At 66.8% G+C, this 16,574-nt stretch carries 17 protein-coding genes and 1 tRNA gene; 6 read left to right on the forward strand and 12 right to left on the reverse strand.

The window, feature by feature from the left end; all coding sequences use genetic code 11:
- Positions 1-89: 89 nt before the first annotated feature.
- From ACTOWJ_RS10250 to ACTOWJ_RS10260, 3 genes are all read left to right on the forward strand, one after another.
- A complete protein-coding gene (locus tag ACTOWJ_RS10250) occupies positions 90-1,973 on the forward strand; it encodes an MFS transporter (protein ID WP_441334507.1) in 1,884 nt (627 codons plus the stop codon).
- Between the two features lie 94 nt (positions 1,974-2,067).
- A complete protein-coding gene (locus ACTOWJ_RS10255) occupies positions 2,068-2,400 on the forward strand; it encodes a CD225/dispanin family protein (protein WP_441334508.1) in 333 nt (110 codons plus the stop codon).
- A gap of 19 nt (positions 2,401-2,419) precedes the next feature.
- A complete protein-coding gene (locus tag ACTOWJ_RS10260) occupies positions 2,420-2,839 on the forward strand; it encodes a DUF2752 domain-containing protein (RefSeq protein WP_441334509.1) in 420 nt (139 codons plus the stop codon).
- A gap of 28 nt (positions 2,840-2,867) precedes the next feature.
- On the opposite strand, the gene ACTOWJ_RS10265 is transcribed toward ACTOWJ_RS10260, so the two are convergent.
- From ACTOWJ_RS10265 to ACTOWJ_RS10305, 9 genes are all read right to left on the reverse strand, one after another.
- Entirely contained in the window at positions 2,868-5,714 is a 2,847-nt protein-coding gene (locus ACTOWJ_RS10265) for a TonB-dependent receptor domain-containing protein (protein ID WP_441334510.1), read from the reverse strand.
- A 95-nt stretch (positions 5,715-5,809) separates the two neighbouring features.
- Positions 5,810-6,745: a FecR family protein gene (locus ACTOWJ_RS10270; RefSeq protein WP_441334511.1), complete on the reverse strand. Its 936-nt coding sequence runs from the start codon at positions 6,743-6,745 to the stop codon at positions 5,810-5,812.
- A gap of 71 nt (positions 6,746-6,816) precedes the next feature.
- Positions 6,817-7,593: an RNA polymerase sigma factor gene (locus tag ACTOWJ_RS10275; RefSeq protein WP_441334512.1), complete on the reverse strand. Its 777-nt coding sequence runs from the start codon at positions 7,591-7,593 to the stop codon at positions 6,817-6,819.
- Between the two features lie 394 nt (positions 7,594-7,987).
- Positions 7,988-8,914 (reverse strand): regulatory signaling modulator protein AmpE, encoded by a 927-nt coding sequence (gene ampE, locus ACTOWJ_RS10280; RefSeq protein WP_441334513.1) that lies wholly within the window; start codon positions 8,912-8,914, stop codon positions 7,988-7,990.
- A 372-nt stretch (positions 8,915-9,286) separates the two neighbouring features.
- Positions 9,287-10,174 (reverse strand): NAD(+) diphosphatase, encoded by an 888-nt coding sequence (gene nudC, locus ACTOWJ_RS10285; protein WP_441334739.1) that lies wholly within the window; start codon positions 10,172-10,174, stop codon positions 9,287-9,289.
- A gap of 74 nt (positions 10,175-10,248) precedes the next feature.
- The gene (gene erpA / locus ACTOWJ_RS10290) at positions 10,249-10,623 is read right to left on the reverse strand and encodes an iron-sulfur cluster insertion protein ErpA (RefSeq protein WP_441334740.1); all 375 of its coding nucleotides are present in this window, start codon (positions 10,621-10,623) and stop codon (positions 10,249-10,251) included.
- A gap of 223 nt (positions 10,624-10,846) precedes the next feature.
- Positions 10,847-11,674 (reverse strand): DUF6776 family protein, encoded by an 828-nt coding sequence (locus ACTOWJ_RS10295; protein ID WP_441334514.1) that lies wholly within the window; start codon positions 11,672-11,674, stop codon positions 10,847-10,849.
- A gap of 31 nt (positions 11,675-11,705) precedes the next feature.
- On the reverse strand, positions 11,706-12,134 hold the full coding sequence (locus ACTOWJ_RS10300) for a bactofilin family protein (protein ID WP_441334515.1): 429 nt from the start codon (positions 12,132-12,134) through the stop codon (positions 11,706-11,708).
- Between the two features lie 3 nt (positions 12,135-12,137).
- Positions 12,138-12,872, reverse strand: coding sequence for a DUF6776 family protein (locus tag ACTOWJ_RS10305; RefSeq protein ID WP_441334516.1), 735 nt, complete (start codon positions 12,870-12,872; stop codon positions 12,138-12,140).
- Between the two features lie 69 nt (positions 12,873-12,941).
- On the opposite strand from ACTOWJ_RS10305, the gene ACTOWJ_RS10310 reads away from it, so the two are divergent.
- On the forward strand, positions 12,942-13,532 hold the full coding sequence (locus ACTOWJ_RS10310; RefSeq protein ID WP_441334517.1) for a DUF4126 domain-containing protein: 591 nt from the start codon (positions 12,942-12,944) through the stop codon (positions 13,530-13,532).
- Between the two features lie 388 nt (positions 13,533-13,920).
- On the opposite strand, the gene bfr is transcribed toward ACTOWJ_RS10310, so the two are convergent.
- The 3 genes from bfr to ACTOWJ_RS10325 form a co-directional block, all read right to left on the reverse strand.
- Positions 13,921-14,391, reverse strand: a complete 471-nt coding sequence (gene bfr / locus ACTOWJ_RS10315; protein ID WP_441334518.1) for a bacterioferritin — start codon at positions 14,389-14,391, stop codon at positions 13,921-13,923.
- Between the two features lie 227 nt (positions 14,392-14,618).
- Positions 14,619-14,822 (reverse strand): (2Fe-2S)-binding protein, encoded by a 204-nt coding sequence (locus tag ACTOWJ_RS10320; protein WP_441334741.1) that lies wholly within the window; start codon positions 14,820-14,822, stop codon positions 14,619-14,621.
- 123 nt (positions 14,823-14,945) lie between these two features.
- Complete coding sequence (locus ACTOWJ_RS10325) at positions 14,946-15,566, reverse strand: RNA pyrophosphohydrolase (RefSeq protein WP_441334519.1); 621 nt, start codon at positions 15,564-15,566, stop codon at positions 14,946-14,948.
- Between the two features lie 124 nt (positions 15,567-15,690).
- Between ACTOWJ_RS10325 and ACTOWJ_RS10330 the strand changes: the two genes are divergently transcribed.
- Together ACTOWJ_RS10330 and queD are read left to right on the forward strand one after the other, a co-directional pair.
- Positions 15,691-15,767, forward strand: a tRNA-Met gene (locus tag ACTOWJ_RS10330).
- A gap of 168 nt (positions 15,768-15,935) precedes the next feature.
- Entirely contained in the window at positions 15,936-16,298 is a 363-nt protein-coding gene (gene queD, locus ACTOWJ_RS10335; RefSeq protein ID WP_441334520.1) for a 6-carboxytetrahydropterin synthase QueD, read from the forward strand.
- Positions 16,299-16,574 lie beyond the last annotated feature (276 nt).

Here is a 16,574-nt window from a genome sequence, read left to right on the forward strand (position 1 = left end):
GCCGGCGCCCTTTTGTTAGGCTCCCCCACGCGAATCCTTCGCGCGAGCCGCACATCCAGGTGCGGGTTAGAACCGACAAGCAGGACGGCATGGCGCACAATCAGTTCGCGTTGCTCACCCAACGGCGCTTTCTGCCGTTCTTCCTGACCCAAGCCTTCGGCGCGTTCAACGACAACGTCTATCGGCAGGCGATCATCGGGCTGTTGATCTATCTGGGCGTGAACGATGAGCAGCGCACGCTCTACACCAACCTCGCGCCGGCCTTGTTCATCCTGCCGTACTTCCTGTTCTCGGCCACGGCCGGGCAGATCGCCGAGAAGCTGGAGAAACACAAGCTGATCCGGATCACGACCACGATGGAGATCGTGATCATGTCGCTGGCGGCGGTCGGATTTCTGACCCAGAGCATGACGATCCTGTTGATCGCGCTGTTCGGCACCGGCCTGCAGTCGACACTGTTCGGGCCGGTCAAATATTCGATCCTGCCGTCGGTGCTGTCGCCCAAGGAACTCACCGGCGGCAACGGTCTGGTCGAGATGGGCACGTCGATTTCTATCCTGGTCGGCATGATCTTCGGCGGCCTGATCTTCACCCTGGCCGGCAGCCACGGCCCGGTGGTGGCGGCCACCGCGATCATCGCGCTGGCGGTCACCGGCAATCTCATCAGCCGGATGATTCCGCGCGCCGATGCGGGCGAGCCTGATCTCAAGATCAATTGGAATCCGATCCCCGAGTCGGTGAACATCCTGCGCATGACCCGCCGCCAAGTGGCGGTGCGCAACTCGGTGCTGGGCGTGTCGTGGTTCTGGTTCGTCGGCACGGTGTTGACCGCGCAACTGCCTACCTATGCGCTAACCAATCTCGGTGGCGACGGCACCTTGTACATCTTCGCGCTGGCGCTGTTCTCGGTCGGCACCGGCGTGGGCTCGATGCTGTGCGAGAAACTCTCTGCGCGCACGGTGGAAATCGGCCTGGTGCCGCTGGGCGCGTTCGGCATGAGCGCCTTCATGATCGATCTGTATTTCGCCCGGCCCGGCGCGGCGGTCGCGACCGGACTGGACGTGTCCGGCTTCGTCCACGGCGCCGGCGCATGGCGGATCATGATGGACCTGGTCGGCATCGGCGTGTTCGCCGGTTTCTTCGTGGTGCCGCTGTTCGCGCTGATCCAGAACCGTTCGCCGAAGAACGAGCTGTCGCGCGTGATCGCGGGCATGAACATCCAGAACGCGGCCTTCATCGTGCTGGCCGCGGTGCTGGGCGTGGTGGTTCAGCGGTTCTTCCACTGGACGATTCCGCAGGTGTTTTTGGCCTTGGCGATCGCCAACGCCCTGGTGGCGATCTACATCTTCACCCTGGTGCCCGAGTTCCTGATGCGCTTCCTGAGCTGGGTGCTGGTGCGCGGCTTGTACCGGTTGCGGGTGTCGGGCACCGATCAGATCCCAGACGAGGGCGCCGGGCTGGTGGTGTGCAATCACGTCAGCTACATGGATGCGTTGATTCTCAGCGCCAGCATTCCGCGGCCGGTGCGCTTCGTGATGTATTACAAGATCTTCAATATCCCGGTGATGAGCTGGATCTTCCGTACCGCCAAGGCGATTCCGATCGCGGGCGCGAAGGAAGATCCTGAAGTGATGCGGCGCGCGTTCGAGGAGATCGAAGCGGCATTGGCCGACGGTCAACTGGTCGGCATCTTCCCCGAGGGCGCGTTGACCAAGGACGGCGAGATCGCGCCGTTCAAGTCCGGTATCGAACGCGTGCTGGAGAAGAACCCGGTGCCGGTGATCCCGATGGCGCTGCGCGGGATGTGGACCAGCATGTGGAGCAAGCGCGATTCGCGGATGAGGCGGATGCGCGTGCCGCGACGGTTCCGCGCCGAGGTGGAGGTGATCGCCGAGGCGCCGGTCGACGGCCACGAGGCCAGCGCCGAGTCTTTGGAAGCGCGGGTGCGGGGCTTGCGCGGCGATCGGGCCTGATCGTCGCGGGGTCGGCGCCGTCAGGCCGCATGCCGCTGTTAGGATGCCCGCGAGCGGCCGCTCATGGCCGCCGGCCTTCGTCACAAGGAGCGTCATGAATCAGCCCGTTCGCGCCGCCTCGCCGTATCCGAATTACCTGCCGTGGTCGATCACCCTCACCGTGCTGGGCCTGTGTTTGTGCTGCGGGATCGGCGCGGTGCCCGGGATCGTGGCGATCGTGTTCGGCGGCCAGGCCGACAGCAAGTGGGCCGCGGGCGATGAGGACGGCGCGCGGCGCGCGTCGGAGACCGCGAAGGTGTGGTGCTGGGTCGGCGCGGCGCTGGTCGGGCTGAGCCTGATCGGCAACCTCGCCAGCGTCTTCATCGATGCCTCGACGCTCATTCCCGAAGCCGTCGTCGACCAACTGCGCGACGCGTTGCGGCGCTGACCCCGCCCGAGCCGACGATGTGAACACCCACTCGCGCCACTTCCATCTCGCCGTCGTCGCCACCGCGGCCACCGCCGCGACGGCGGCCGGCGTGTGGGCGCTGCGCCGGATCGATCCGAACGCCGCCGACAGCCCGTTGCCGGGCTGCGTGTTCTATCACCTCACCGGCCTGTATTGCCCCGGCTGCGGCATGACCCGCGCGGCGCACGCCCTGGCGCATGGCGATCTGGCGCAGATGCTGGCGATGAATCCGCTGCTGCCGTGGTTGATCCTGACGCTGCCGCTGTTGGTGCTGCACGCGCTGGGCTATCGCCTGCCCTTGCCCAAGCGCGCGGTGGCCACGCTCAGCAGCGGTCGCTTCTGGATCGGTTTGTTGGCGGCGTTCTGGGTGTTGCGCAATCTGCCGTGGCCGCCGTTCTCGTGGCTCGCGCCGGGTTGAGCGGCGCGCAGACTCAGAACGCGCAGACTTAGAAACGGTACATCGCGCTGACCAGGTAATAGCGCCCGACCGGATCGTCGTCGACGATGCTGTAGCCGCCGAAGTTGTAGTCGTAGTTGACCGGCCGGCGATCGTTGAGGTTGCTGACGTTGAGCCCGATCAGCCAACCATCGAAACCGCCGTAAGCCACGTCGACGCCGAGCAAGGTCGCGCTCGGCGTGCGGCAACGTCCGGTCACTCCGCGGATCGTCGGGCAGATTTGCCCCGGAGTGTCGATCCACACCGTAGCCGGGCCCATGTAACGCACGTTCGCGGTGGCGATCCAATCGCGGTAGGTCCAGCGCACGCTGCCCAACACGGTGCGGTCGGGCGTGCCGAAGCCGGCGTAATCGAACTCGCTCTCGGCCGGATGCGCGCGGCGCGACAGACGGTCCATGTAGTGACCGTTGAGGCGGAAGGTGAAGTTGCCCCATTCCCCGGTGCGCAGCCGGTATTCGGTTTCGACCTCCCAGCCGCGCACTTCGGTGCTGCCGATGTTGTCGAGGTAGGTGTTGACGCCGATCAACTGGCCTTCCTCGTCGCGCACCATCGCCCTGGGATACAGCTCCGGCCGCGACACCGCGTCGATCGCCAGAATTTCGTTGCGGCGGCGGATGCGATAGCGGTTGAGGGTGGCGCTGAACGCCTCGTTCGGCGTCCAGATCAAGCCGAAGCTTCGGCTGGTGGAGGTTTCAGGCCGCAGGTCGGGATTGATGGTCGCGTGGCGATCGACCTGACACCATTGCCCCAGATCGATCAGACACGGCGCGGTGGCGGCGGTGGCGGGCACGTAGCCGGAGGACTCGATCACCAGCGGCCGGCGCAGCTCGGCCAAGGTCGGCGCACGATAGCCCTCGCCCATCGACGCGCGCAGGATCAGCGACTGCCATGGCTGCCAGCGCACGCCGAACATCGGCGAGGCCTGATTGCCGTAACCGTCGTTGCGGTCCAGGCGCCATGCGGCATCGACCCACAGCTTGTCGTGCAGCGGAACATTGGCCTCGGCGTAGATCGCCGCGGTATCGCGGGTGGCCCTGCGCTCGTCCAGCACCTGCGCCAAGGCCACGTCGCCGCGCACCAACGATTGATCGGGCCGATTGCTCAGGCGTTCGCGCCGCGCCTCGGCGCCGACCGCGATCTGCACATCGCCGGCCGGCAGCGCGAACAGCGGCCCCTCCAGGCTGGCCGAGACCGTATCGAGCACCATCTCGCCGCCCATGGTGACCTGCGGCGAAATCTCCTCGATCACTTCGGGCGTGTTTTCTTCGGTCTTGCTGAAATGAAACGTCTTGGTCTGTACCGCCTCGTCGACCGCCGGCACGCTGATCAGCCCGTCGATGCGGTTGACCACCTTGTTGCGCCGACGCGACAGGCTGACGTCCCATTCCCACTTGCTGCGATAACCCTTGAGGCCGGCGGTGAAATCGCGCGTGCTGGTGGTGGTGCGGTTGCGCACCGGGCCGACTTCGGAGAACCAGTAACGCAGATCCAGATAAGGCTTGGGCTTGTACGCTTCGGGATGGTCCTCGGGCAGATCGATCGCCGCGTAAAACGGCGCGTTCTGCATCTCCAGGCTGACCCGGGTGGCGCGCAGGTCGGCGTAGAACTCGGTGTTCTCGCCGACCGGTTGGCGGAAATGGGTGTAAAAGGCGTTGCTGGTGATGCCCGGCTGCAGGCTCACGTAACGCGGGATGTCCAGGCTGCAATCGATGCCGGTGGGCGTAGCGTCGCGGCTCTTGCAGCCGTTGACGCCGCGGATGATGTTGTTCTCGTCCTGGAAACCCGACAGCACGCGTCCGTCGAGCAGGCCATAACGGCGCTGGTCCAGCGTGCTCCACCGACGTTGGCTGCCGATCAGCGGATTGCGGGTGAAGTGGTCGATGCTGACGAAGACACTGCCGCCGCCCGGCGTCTGCTCGCCGAAGCTGGCGAACTCGCGTTGCTGCTCGGCATCGCCGCGCTGCGACACGCCGAAACTGCCGCCAACTTCGGCGCCGCGGTAATCCTTCTTGAGAATGATGTTGACCACGCCGGCCATCGCGTCGGCGCCATAGATGGCCGAAGCGCCGCCGTGAGCGATTTCGATGTGATCGACCATGCTCAACGGAATGCCGTTGAGATCGGTCAACGCACCCATGTCGGTGGAGACCAGGCCGTAATTGGCCATGCGCCGGCCGTCGACCAGGAACAAAGTCGCGCGCGGACCCAGCGAATACAGGCTGGCCGAGGCCGCGGCCGCCGAAGGCACCTGGCTGGCGCCGCCCTCGGTGGCGACGTTGCGCGGATGGTGGCCGGTCATGCCCGGCATCAGCCGCAGCAGATCGAACAGGGTCTGGTGGCCGCTGGCGCGGATCTGCTCCTGGGTGATCAGGGTCAGCGGCAACGAGGTTTCGAACGCAGCACGTCCAATGCGTGTGCCGGTCACATGAATCGTGTCGAGCTCGGTCGTGGCCGGTGCCTTGGGAGCGCTCGGCTTGGGCGCGATCGGTGCCGCCACGGCCTTGGGCCGTGGCCGCGGCGCCGGCTGCAGCAAGTAGACATTGGCTTTTACGGCTACCGCGGTGAGGCCGGTGCCATTGAGCAACTGTGCCAATCCCTCGCGAACGCCGGTCTCGCCGTTCAGGCCGGCGGTGCGTCGCCGCGCCACCAAGGCCGGCGAATAGATCAGCTGCAAACGATTACGGGTCGCGAACGCGTTCAGCGCGTCGTCCAACGCGCCGGGAGGAATGTTGTAGCCATCGGCTGGAATGTCGCCCTGGGGAGCCGGTAAAGCTCCGGCAACGGGCGAGAACGTCAGCGCGACGGAAACGATGAACGCATAGGAAATCTTGGCCATCCACCAACCGCATCGATCGGACTACAGCTGAAACCGGTACGCCCCCTGTCTGTAGGCGCAGCCCAACCATAGCATCGCCGCAGCGCGCAGGGGACTCAGCCGGACTTGCGATGCAGAACGATGTCGCCCTCGGCCTGCCGTTCGGCCTGCAGCGACCAACCCTGTTCCAGGGCTTCGAGCAACGCCGCCTGATCGCCGATGTGGAACACGCCGCTGACCGTGATCTTGCCCAGCGCCGGATCGGCCAGGCGCAGCTTGGTCGCCGAGTAGCGGTTCATCTCGATCAACAACGCGTCCAGGCGGCGGTTCTTGAACACCAGATCGCCATCCGGCCATCTCTGGGCGGCGTTCACGTCCAGCGGTTCGGGCGGGCTCATGCGGCCGCTGTGGTCGTAGCTGATCTGCTGGCCCGGCTTGAGGGTGCTGCCGGCCTGGGCGACGCCGTTGGAGACGATCACCTCGCCCTCCAACAAGCTGACGTTGACCGCGTTGTCGTTCTTGATGACCTGGAAGGTGGTGCCGATGTCGCGGATCAGGCCGGTGCCGGCCTTGACCGAGAACGGCCGCTTGGCGTCGGCGGCGACCTGGAACTGGACGCGGCCGCGATCGACCTCGACCTCGCGCCGCTCGTCGTTGAAGCGCGCGACGATGACCGAATCGGTGTCGAGTATCACCTGGGTGCCGTCGGCCAGACGCAGCGAACGCTGCTCGCCGACCGCGGTGAAGTAACGATCGGCGCTGGTCGGCACCGGCGCGCGCAGCCAGTTGACTCCGACCACGGTGGCGACCAGCAGCGACGCCGCGGTCGCGGCGGGAATCCACCAGCGCGAGCGCGCGCTTTCGCGTCCGGTCGACCGCCAGGCGATGCGCGCGGCGGCCTGCAGCATTTCATCGCCCGCCAACTGCGCGGCGGCCTGATGCGCGCGCTCGGCTTCGACGTAGGCGATAACGTGCTCGGGCGCGGCATCGAGCCAACGATCGAACTCGGCGCGATCGGGCGCGGTGCACTCGGGCGAATTCAGACGCGCCACCCACGCTTCCGCGCGGCCGTCGCCGGAATCCGCTGTCGCTGTCGCTGTCGTCGATGTGGGCTGTGTGGTTTTCATGGTTCTTGCAAGCTCTCGTAGCCGTTTTCCTTCATGCGCGCGCGCAACAGCGCGAGCGCCCGGCCTATATTCTTCTCCACCGCCTTTACAGAAATACCGCAGTGACGTGCGATCTGCGTGTAACTCATTCCGTTGATGCGGTTGAGCAGATAAATCTGCCGGCTGCGCATCGGCAATTGCATGATCGCCGCGCGCACCAGCGCCAATTCCTGCTCGGTCGCCACGCGCTGATCGTGGCTGGGTTCTTGCGACGGCAGCGCGTGATAGTCCTCGTCCAGACTCACGTGCTCAGGCGCGTGGCGGGTTTTCTGGCGCCGGCCGCGATCGTTGAGTGCGTTGATCGCGATGCGGTACATCAGGATCTTCAACGCATCGGCCGGCTGGTCGCGATAACGCAGCATGCGCATCATCGTTTCCTGCGCGATGTCCTGCGCGTCCTCGTGCGAGGCGGCGGACTTGCGCAGAAACGCGATCAACGGCTCGCGATGTTCGCGCAGGAAGCCGACGAAATGATCGTCGCCCTGCCGCGTCGTCGCGGGCTGATTCGCCGCTGTGGAATCTTGGCCCACGTCCACCTTCGCCCATGCCCCGGTTACCTGCTTCGATACTAGCCCAGCCGCAACGGGCGGGTGAACGAAGCCCAGGCCGCCCTGCGCGGCGACGCCGGGCGCAAAACCCTTGGGGCTCGGATCGGCCTGACTCAGACCGACCAGAAGCTGTGACGTGAAGCGATTCACCAAATCCGAATCCTCCGCTGGCGTGATGAGGCGCACAGCGATGAGGCGACGTTTACTCCGCGCACGGGGCCCGATCTTGGGCGCCGGACTCTCGTGCGCGGGTAAAGCGTTGCATCGTCGCCGCCACCGTCTGGCTGCTGTTGTCGCCCCGCGCGTTCCAATGCGCGGATCGGGCCCCTGGATGCGGCGGCGCGCGGAATCGTCCAGCCCCCTTCGACAGGACCGTCGCCGTTCCCAGGGTGGCCAGGAACGGACGACCGCGCGGCTCGCAGCTTCGCTGGAACCCTATGCGTTCAAACGCAGTCCCGCCGCGCCCCCCTACCCCGACCGTGCGGCGGCGTCGGGTTTTCGCCCAGACGGTCTCATTCACGCGATGCGCGGCACATTCTCCATGTGCCGGCGTGCGTTCTACCGGGGCAGGCGGGAGGGGTCAGGCCACGAAGCCGGCGATCACGAACAGCGCCAGCACCGCCAGCCATACCAGCAGGCTGCGCCAGACCAGACTCATCGCATCGCGCAGCTCCGGCACTTCGCCGCCGGACAAGGCCACGCTCTGTCCGGGCAGACCCGGAGCGGCGACGCCGGACTCGTTGACGTAGTCGGCGGCCTCTTCGGCCAGTTCGCACTTGACGCTGGCGCGCGCGACCGCACCGAGGAAGCGGTTTTCCAGGCTGAAACGCGCGCCGCCGGCCTCGCGCCAAGCGCCGAGCACGGTGTCGAAATTGCCGACCAGGGCCAGCGCCAGGGTCAGCAGCTGCGCCACCGGCCAGTCCAGCAAGGCCAACAAGGTGCGCGCGCCGGCCAGGGTTTCGCCGGACAACTGCTTGGACGCCTCGCCTTCGGCGGCCAGCGCCACCAGGCGGTAGCCCAGCGCGCCGATCGGGCCGAGCACCAGGAACCAGAACAGCACCCCGAACCAGCGGCGCAAGGCGCTGCGGAACACCGCCTCGACCAGCGAGCCGCCATCGAGCAGCGGGGTGGCGCCTTCCGGCCACAGTCGGGCCGCGGCGTCGCGGCGCGAGGCCGCGTCGCCCGCGGACGCCAGCGCTTCCACGTCCAGATCCAGATCGCGCGGGCCCCAGGCGTAGAACAGGATGAAGATCGCGAACACCAGCCCGCCGAGCCCGATCAAGGGTTCGGCCAACGCCAGTTGGAACAGGCCGATCGCCAGCAACGGCGGCACCAGCGCGATCAGCAGGCCCCAGCGCCCGCGCCAGAAGCTGCCTTCGGGGAAGCGGCTGTCGATCCAGCGCAGCCAATCGCCGTACCAGCCGTAGTGACGCACCGAGGCGGCCAGGGATTGCGCGAGATGGCCGAGCACGAGTGCGACGACGGCGGCGATCAGCGTGACGGACATCGGGGCGACGCTCCTGGCGAGGCGAAGAAAAAACACGAGCTGGCCGGATTCTAACGCGACCGTGTGCAGGCGCGGTCGCGGGTGGGCGCGCTGCGGCCGCGGGCGAGCATGGCGCGAAACTTCGATGTCTGTTGTGGGAGGGGCTTCAGCCCGACGCTTTTCGATCAGCGCATGCGAATGATTCAAGCGATCTGATCGAAAAGCGTCGGGCTAAAGCCCCTCCCACAAAAGATTCCGCGACTCGCACAGGCGGCGGACCTGCGGGATGCCGCCGATACTCAGCAGGCTCGATACTCGACAGAATGGACCTCTCAGATCGCCCGATCGCCGAGCCCGATCTTCCCGGCCGTGCGCAGCACGCCCTTGCGCAATTCAACGCTCCGCGCGCGCCTCGGCGGCCACCCGCCAATCCTCGATCAGCCAGCGCGAGATCGAGATGCTCGGCGACAGCAGCGGGCCGTCGTCGTCTGCGGCGGCGCCGCGTTCGCCGCGCGCGGCGGCGGCGCGAATCTCGTCCAGGGTGAACCAGCGCGCCTCTTCGAGCTCATCGCTGGTCTTGGGCTCGTCGGGCTCGGCATGGGCGGCGAAACCGAGCATCAGCGCGCTGGGGAACGGCCACGGCTGCGAACCCAGATACCGGCAACTGCGCACGCGCACGCCGGTTTCCTCCAGCACCTCGCGCGCGACGGTTTGCTCCAGCGATTCGCCCGGCTCGACGAAACCGGCGATCACCGAGTAACGCCGCGCCGGCCAGCCGGCCTGGCGGCCGAGCAGCAAGCGCTCGCCGTCGCTGACGGCGACGATCACCGCCGGATCGGTACGCGGATAGTGTTCGGTGCCGCATTGTCCGCAGCGACCGGTCCAGCCCGCGCGGGCGAAACTCATCTGTCCGCCGCATACGCCGCAGTAGCGATGGCGGCTGCGCCAATGCTGCAGCGCGCGCGCCTGGGCGAACACGCTGGCCTGCAGCAACGGCCAATGCGCGGCGGCGGCGCGCAGATCGACTCGGCGCGGCGCGTCGAAGGCGACCAGTTCGGCGTCGATCGCGAACCAGGCCTGCCCATCGGCGTCCAGGCCGAGAAAACTCGCCGCGCCCACGCCGCCCGGCCCTTCGCTGATCTGCACGCCCAACGGCGCGCGCAGGCTGCCGTCGTCCTCGGCCAGGGCGTTGCCCGCACTGTCGAGCACGATCACCCGCGCCCGCGGCCACAGTTCGGACAAGGCTTCGGATTGATCGCGCAGATGGTCGGCGCGGTCCAACGCCGCCCGCCAAGCCGCATCGGCTTCGACGAAGGCGAACGGTCGCGCGTTCGAGAGGGCCGCTTCGGCGGAAGTCACACGCCGAACGAGGAGCCGCAGCCGCAGGTGCTTTTCGCGTTCGGATTGCGGATCACGAACTGCGAGCCGTGCAGGCTCTCGGTGTAATCCACTTCCGCGCCCATCAGGTACTGCAGGCTCAGCGGATCGACCAGCAAGGTCACGCCGTCGGTCTGCACGGCCAGATCGTCCTCGCCCTGCTGTTCGTCGAATTCGAAACCGTACTGGAAGCCCGAGCAACCGCCGCCCTGGATATAGACGCGCAGTTTGAGCGCATCGTTGCCTTCCTCGGCGATCAGCTCGCGTACTTTGCTGGCGGCCGACGAGGTGAACTGCAACGGCCGTTCCAGCGACTGGTAGCCCGGCGCGGCATTAAGCGTGGTGATTTCCATGTTGAAAGGATAAGGCCGGCGCGCGCGCATTCAAGCGCGCCAGACGAACACAGCGATCGACGGGTGCGACGCGCGCGGGCGGCAAGGCTGGATTCTGGCCCTGAATCTCATGCGGAAAGGCCCGGGAACCCCTGTGGGAGGCCTTCAGGTCCGACGCTGGCCGGTTTGCCGGCCGGAGTTGCCCGGAGTTGCCTGATCAAGGCGCGCCGGCCTGAGTCCCCGCCTAAGGCGCAGTGGCGGCGCCCTCGCGGGTGGCCTCGGCCCAGCTGAAGGACTGCTCGACCGCCGCGCCGGACTGCGGGGTCAGCCGCACCGTGACCCGCACCGGGGTCATGCCGGCGGGCAGGAAGACGTCGCCTTCGACCTGCTGGAAGTACTTGAACGAGTACGCCGTGCCTGGCGCATCGGGTTGTTGGCGCAGGTCGGTCCAGCCGAGCTTTTCCAGCTTGCCGGCCCGGGTGCCTTCCACCGCCAGGGTCAGCCGGCCGGCGCTGACCGCGCCGCGGTTGAGGTTCTGGGTCAGGGTGGTGGTGAAGTGCCAGGCCGAAGGCGCGCCGTCCTGCGGCTGCATCTTCAAGGTGTGCACGGCCAGGCCGCGGCGCTGGCCGGTGGCGCCGACCAGGCGCTCGTAGAAGGCGACGTCGGCGCGCAGGCCGGCGATTTCCTCATCGCGTTCGGCCAGAGCGCTTTGCAGATCGCGGTTGGCTTGGCGGCTGATCGCGTCGGAGCGGCCCAGGGTCGCCACGCGCTGACGCAGTTGTTCGAGTTCAGCCTGCATCTGCCGCGGCGTCGCCGCGCCGGCCCCGGCCGCCGCGGGTGCCGCAGCGTTATCGGGCTCGGTCGCCGAACGCCACAGTCCCCAGGCGCCGAAGCCCAGCGCCGCGGCCAGCGCTAGCGCGGCCGGCAAGCGCCAGCGATGCGGATGGGTGGCGATGCCGGTCGGCGCGGACGAATCGGCGGCTTCCGGGCCCGCAGCCGGCCGATCCGTCGCGGGACGGTCGGCCGGAGTGCCGGGAGGAGACGTCGCAGGCTGTGAGGGGTTATCGCTCATCCGCTCCGTCTATGGGCTGGGGCGGCGCCCCTCAATCCAGCCGGGCGTCCGCGGTAATCAGCGCTTCAGGCGCCGGCAGCGCCGCCGCCGGCGATTCGGCGTGGATCAGACGTCCGGTAAGCATGGACCCGGCCGTCATCTCGACCACCTTGTAGTGCACATTACCTTGAACCCGCGCCCTGGCGGCCAGCTCGATGCGCTCGCTGGCGTAGACGTCGCCGTTGAGCTCGCCGTTGATGACCACCACCGGCGCGCGCACCTCGCCCTCGATGCTGCCGTTCTCGGCCAGGGTCAGGCTGGCCGGCTGACCGTCCTGAGCCACCAGCTTGCCGATCACCCGGCCTTCGATATACAGCCCGCCGCTGAAGTGCAGGTCGCCGCGGATCACCACCTGCGGGCCGATCATGGTGTCGACCTGGCCTTCGCGGATCTGGGTCGGTTTGCTGTTGGTCTTGAACATCTCTTAGGTTTCCCCGGTTACGGTGACGCCGCTCTTCCAGGCGAACTGCTGATCGATCGAGCCGTTGGCCCCGCGCAAGGACACGCGTATCCGTTGCGGGGTGAAACCGGCCGGCAACATCACGCTGCCGACGAGTTCCTGGAAGTAGCGGAAGGAATAGTCCTGGGCGGGCGCCTGGGACTTCTGGTGCAACTCGTTCCAACTGATCGCGGCGAGCTTGCCGCCGCGGACCCCCTCGACTTGGAACTGCAGCCCCCCGCTGCTGACCGCGCCGCGATTGAGATTCTGAGTCAGGTATATCTGATAACGCCAGGTGCCGCCGGTCTCGGGCTTGAATTCCACCGAGTGCACGTTCAGGCCCTTGGCCGGTGCGGTGGCGCCGACCAGGCGTTCGTAGAAAGCCACGTCGGCGCGCAGATCGGAGATTTCCTCCTCGCGCTGGGCCAGCGCGGCCTGGACCTGCTTGTTGGCGGTGCGGCTGATCTGGTCGGAACGCTGCAGCGTGGCCTCGCGCTGGGCCAGGCGGTCGAGCTGCTGCTGGCGCAGGCCTAGTTCGCGCTGGGTGGTTTCCAACTCGGCGGTGAGGCGCGGCAGCTGGGGCGCGGCCAGCGACTGCGACCAGAACCAGGCCGCCACCAGCGACACCGCCCACGCCACGGCCACGGCCGACCAGATATAAGGGCGCTTGTCCGGCTGCTGCTGGACGATGACGAAACGCGGCGGCGGGGTCTTGATCATGCGGACAACGACGGCTCACACCGCCGGCTTTACCTATACTCAACCCTAAATCTTAACGGGAACGCCACGATGTCCGATGCGCACCTGTTCGCAGTTGGCGTAGTTCTGGCCTGGTTGTCGGGGGTACGGGTCTATCTGACCGTGTTCGGGGTCGGCCTGGCCGGCGCGCTGGGCTGGCTGGACCTGCCTCAGGCGCTGCAGGCGACCCAGTCGCCGTGGGTCCTGGGCGTGTGCGGCCTGCTGACGGTGGGCGAGTTCTTCGCCGACAAGATTCCCGGCGTGGATTCGGGCTGGGATCTGCTGCATACCCTGCTTCGCGTCCCGGTCGGCGCCTTTCTTGCGGCCGCGACCATGTCGCCCGACGGCCAGCTCGGCGCCGGCGCGCTCGCCGCGGGCGCAGGGGTGGCGCTGACCAGCCATGTGCTCAAGTCCGGCACGCGCGCCCTGCTCAACACCTCGCCCGAACCGGTCAGCAATTGGACCGCGTCGGTGGTCGAGGACACCGCGGTGGTCGGCATCCTGGCGCTGGTGTTCGCCTATCCCTGGGTCACCTTGGGCGTGGTGATTGCGATCAGCGTGCTGATCGCGGCGGCACTGTGGTGGATCTGGCGCAAGTTGTTCCGGCGCAAGACCAAGATCGAAACCGCGGCTTCCGGCTGAGGCTCGGCTGCTTGTCGGGCTGAAAAGCGTCGGGGCTGAAGCCCCTCCCACAAAAGACCTCGTAGCTTCGCGGTTCGGTCTCACAGCAAAAGACCTCGCTGCGGCGAGGTCTTTTGTGGGAGGGGCTTCAGCCCCGACGCTTTTCGCTCAACCGCCGACGATCCGCCATCCCCCGACAACAATCGCAAACACAAGAACGAAAAAAGCCGCCGGCGCTAAGCCGGCGGCTTTTCGTTTCGATCCTTCCGAACGCATGCGCCTCGCGCGCGATGCGGCCGATAACGGTCTTGGCTGGCTGGCTTCGGTATCAACGTCGCTGGCTGGCTAAACCGGGAAACCTTGCGCGGTCGGCGAAACTCTCGTTCGCCGACCGCTCATTGGTTCGAACTCATTCCTCGATCTTGGTCAGCAGATAGTTCTGCTCGCCCAGGCGATCGATCAACGCGAGCTGGGTTTCGATCCAGTCCACGTGCTCTTCTTCGGAATCTAGAATGTCGGCGAACAGCTTGCGGCTGACATAGTCGCTGACGGTTTCGCAGTACTTGATCGCCTCGCGCAGCAGCGGAATGGCTTCCAGCTCCAGCGCCAGATCGCAGGCCAGCAGCTCGCGCGGATTCTCGCCGATGCGCAACTTGCCCAAAGCCTGGAAGTTCGGCAGACCGTCGAGGAACAAAATGCGATCCGACAACTTGTCGGCGTGCTTCATCTCGTCGATCGACTCATGGTACTCGTGCTCGGCCAGTTCCTTCAGGCCCCAGTTCTTCAGCATCTTGGCGTGCAGGAAGTACTGGTTGATCGCGGTCAGCTCATTGAAGAGCGCCTTGTTGAGAAATTCGATGACCTTGGGGTCGCCTTTCATGGCCGGGCTCCGACGTTGCAATGGCCGGCACTGTAGCCCTTTCGAAAAAGCCATGACGAAACGCGAATCGTGCGCAACGGGACTCGAGAATCACTGCGGTCGCCCGTCTCGCCCCGGCCCGACGGACCGCTCGCCTGGTCGCGAACGCGCATGCGAAAACCGCCCGGAGACGGGCGGTTTGCGGACGTGGACGAAGTATCGCGGCGATCGCGCCGCGGCCAGCGGGGTCAGGCGGCCTGCTGCATCACCGCCAACGGCAGCTCGCGCACGTTGCGCGCCTGCTCCAGCAGCGAGCCGGCCAGCTCCAGGCAGCTGCCGCAATTGGCGCCGGCACCGGTGCGCATGGTCAGCTCGGGCACGCTGCGGCAACCGGCCTCGGCGGCCTGGCGGATATCGCGGTCGGTGACTCCGTTGCAGATGCAGACGTACACGGTGCGGTCTTCGGGCATGCAGCCGGCTGGCTGCGGAACCCATTCCGCCACGGATGCGAATGATTGTCAATTAACGGCCGCCGAACCCCCGGCCGGCACTGCCGGGAACCCGGCCTGACGGCCTCAGCCGCCGGATTCCGAGCCGCCACCGCGTACCGGATTGCCCGGTCCGCAAGACCGCGCGCGCGGACGCTGATGATTGCGCGCGGCCAGTTGGAGATCACGCTGGCGCGCATCCGCACTGGGCGCGGGCACCGCCTGGGCACCGGCCACGTGCCGGGCGAACGGCGCCAGATGGCGCAGGGCGCTGGCATAGACGCCACGCTTGAAGATCACCACGTGCTCGACCGGGTACCAGAAATCGACCCAACGCCAGTGGTCGAACTCGGGCTTGTCGGTCAGGTCCAGGCGCAGGTCGGACTCCTGCCCGGTCAGGCGCAGCAGGAACCACACTTGTTTCTGGCCGATGCAGACCAACCGGTCGTTGCGGCGGATCGCCCGGTGCGGCAGGCGGTAGCGCAGCCAGCCCGGGGTCGCGCCCAACACTTCGACATGCTGCGGAAGCAGGCCGGTTTCCTCGCGCAGCTCGCGGTACATCGCCTCGAGCGGCGTCTCGTCGGTGTTCATCCCGCCTTGCGGGAACTGCCAGCCGTCGCGGTGCACTCGGCGCGCCCAGAACAGGCGCCCATCCGGGTGCATCAAGACGATGCCGACATTGGGCCTGTAGCCGTCCGGATCGATCACGATGCGGACTCCAAATTCACTGTCTCCGACTCTGCCACGGGGTGGCGCAGACGACAAGTCGGGCAAAGCGCGCCGGAAGGATTGACAAGCCGGCCCGCGGCATGAAGAATTCGCGGTTCCCCGTGGCTATGTAGCTCAGCCGGTTAGAGCACAGCACTCATAATGCTGGGGTCGGTGGTTCGAGTCCACCCATAGCCACCAATCGCCGAAGCGCAGCAACACCGGGCCCGCCAGCGCAGCGGGCTTTTTCGTATCCGGCCTTCGTAGCACACTGATCGGCGCGCTTTCGCCCGCGCGCGACGCCTTTAATGTTTCCACGCGCCGACCGATGCCGGCCAGCGCCCCCGCACCGCTCCACCGGCCGCCGCCATGACCTCTGTCGACATCTTCAAGATATTCACCCTGGAAGCCGCGCACCGCCTGCCCAACGTGCCCGAAGGCCATAAGTGCGCGCGTCTGCACGGCCATTCGTTCCGGATCGAGGTGCATCTGCGCGGCGAGTTGGGCGAGCACACCGGCTGGGTGATGGACTACGCCGACGTCAAGAAGGCGTTTCAGCCGATCTACGACCGGCTCGACCATCACTACCTCAACGACATCGAAGGCCTGGATAACCCGACCAGCGAGCGGCTGGCGGTGTGGATCTGGGACCAACTGAAGCCGGCGTTGCCGCTGTTGAGCGAAATCGTCGTCCACGAAACCTGCACCGCCGGTTGTCGCTACCGCGGCTGAGGTTCGCCTCAATCACCGACGGCTTTACCCAGCCCCGATTTCCAAGCGCCCGGGCGCGGCGATACCGCGACACCCGACCGCAATCGACCTGCGGTCATTCGCGCGCCTCCGTTCCGACACATCCCGGCGCCAGGCTCGACCCCTCCAAGGGCCCGGGCCGCGCAGTCGCGGGTCAAAGACGCGCTTTGCCTGAACAGTGGTGTCGGACGCAACTAGCTGAATAGGCAGGCTTTCTGAACGGTTCACGACCGCTTGTCGGCGCAATGTTGCATCGCA

Origin of the sequence: Lysobacter sp. CA199 (assembly GCF_052078715.1) — a bacterium.
GTDB lineage: Bacteria > Pseudomonadota > Gammaproteobacteria > Xanthomonadales > Xanthomonadaceae > Lysobacter.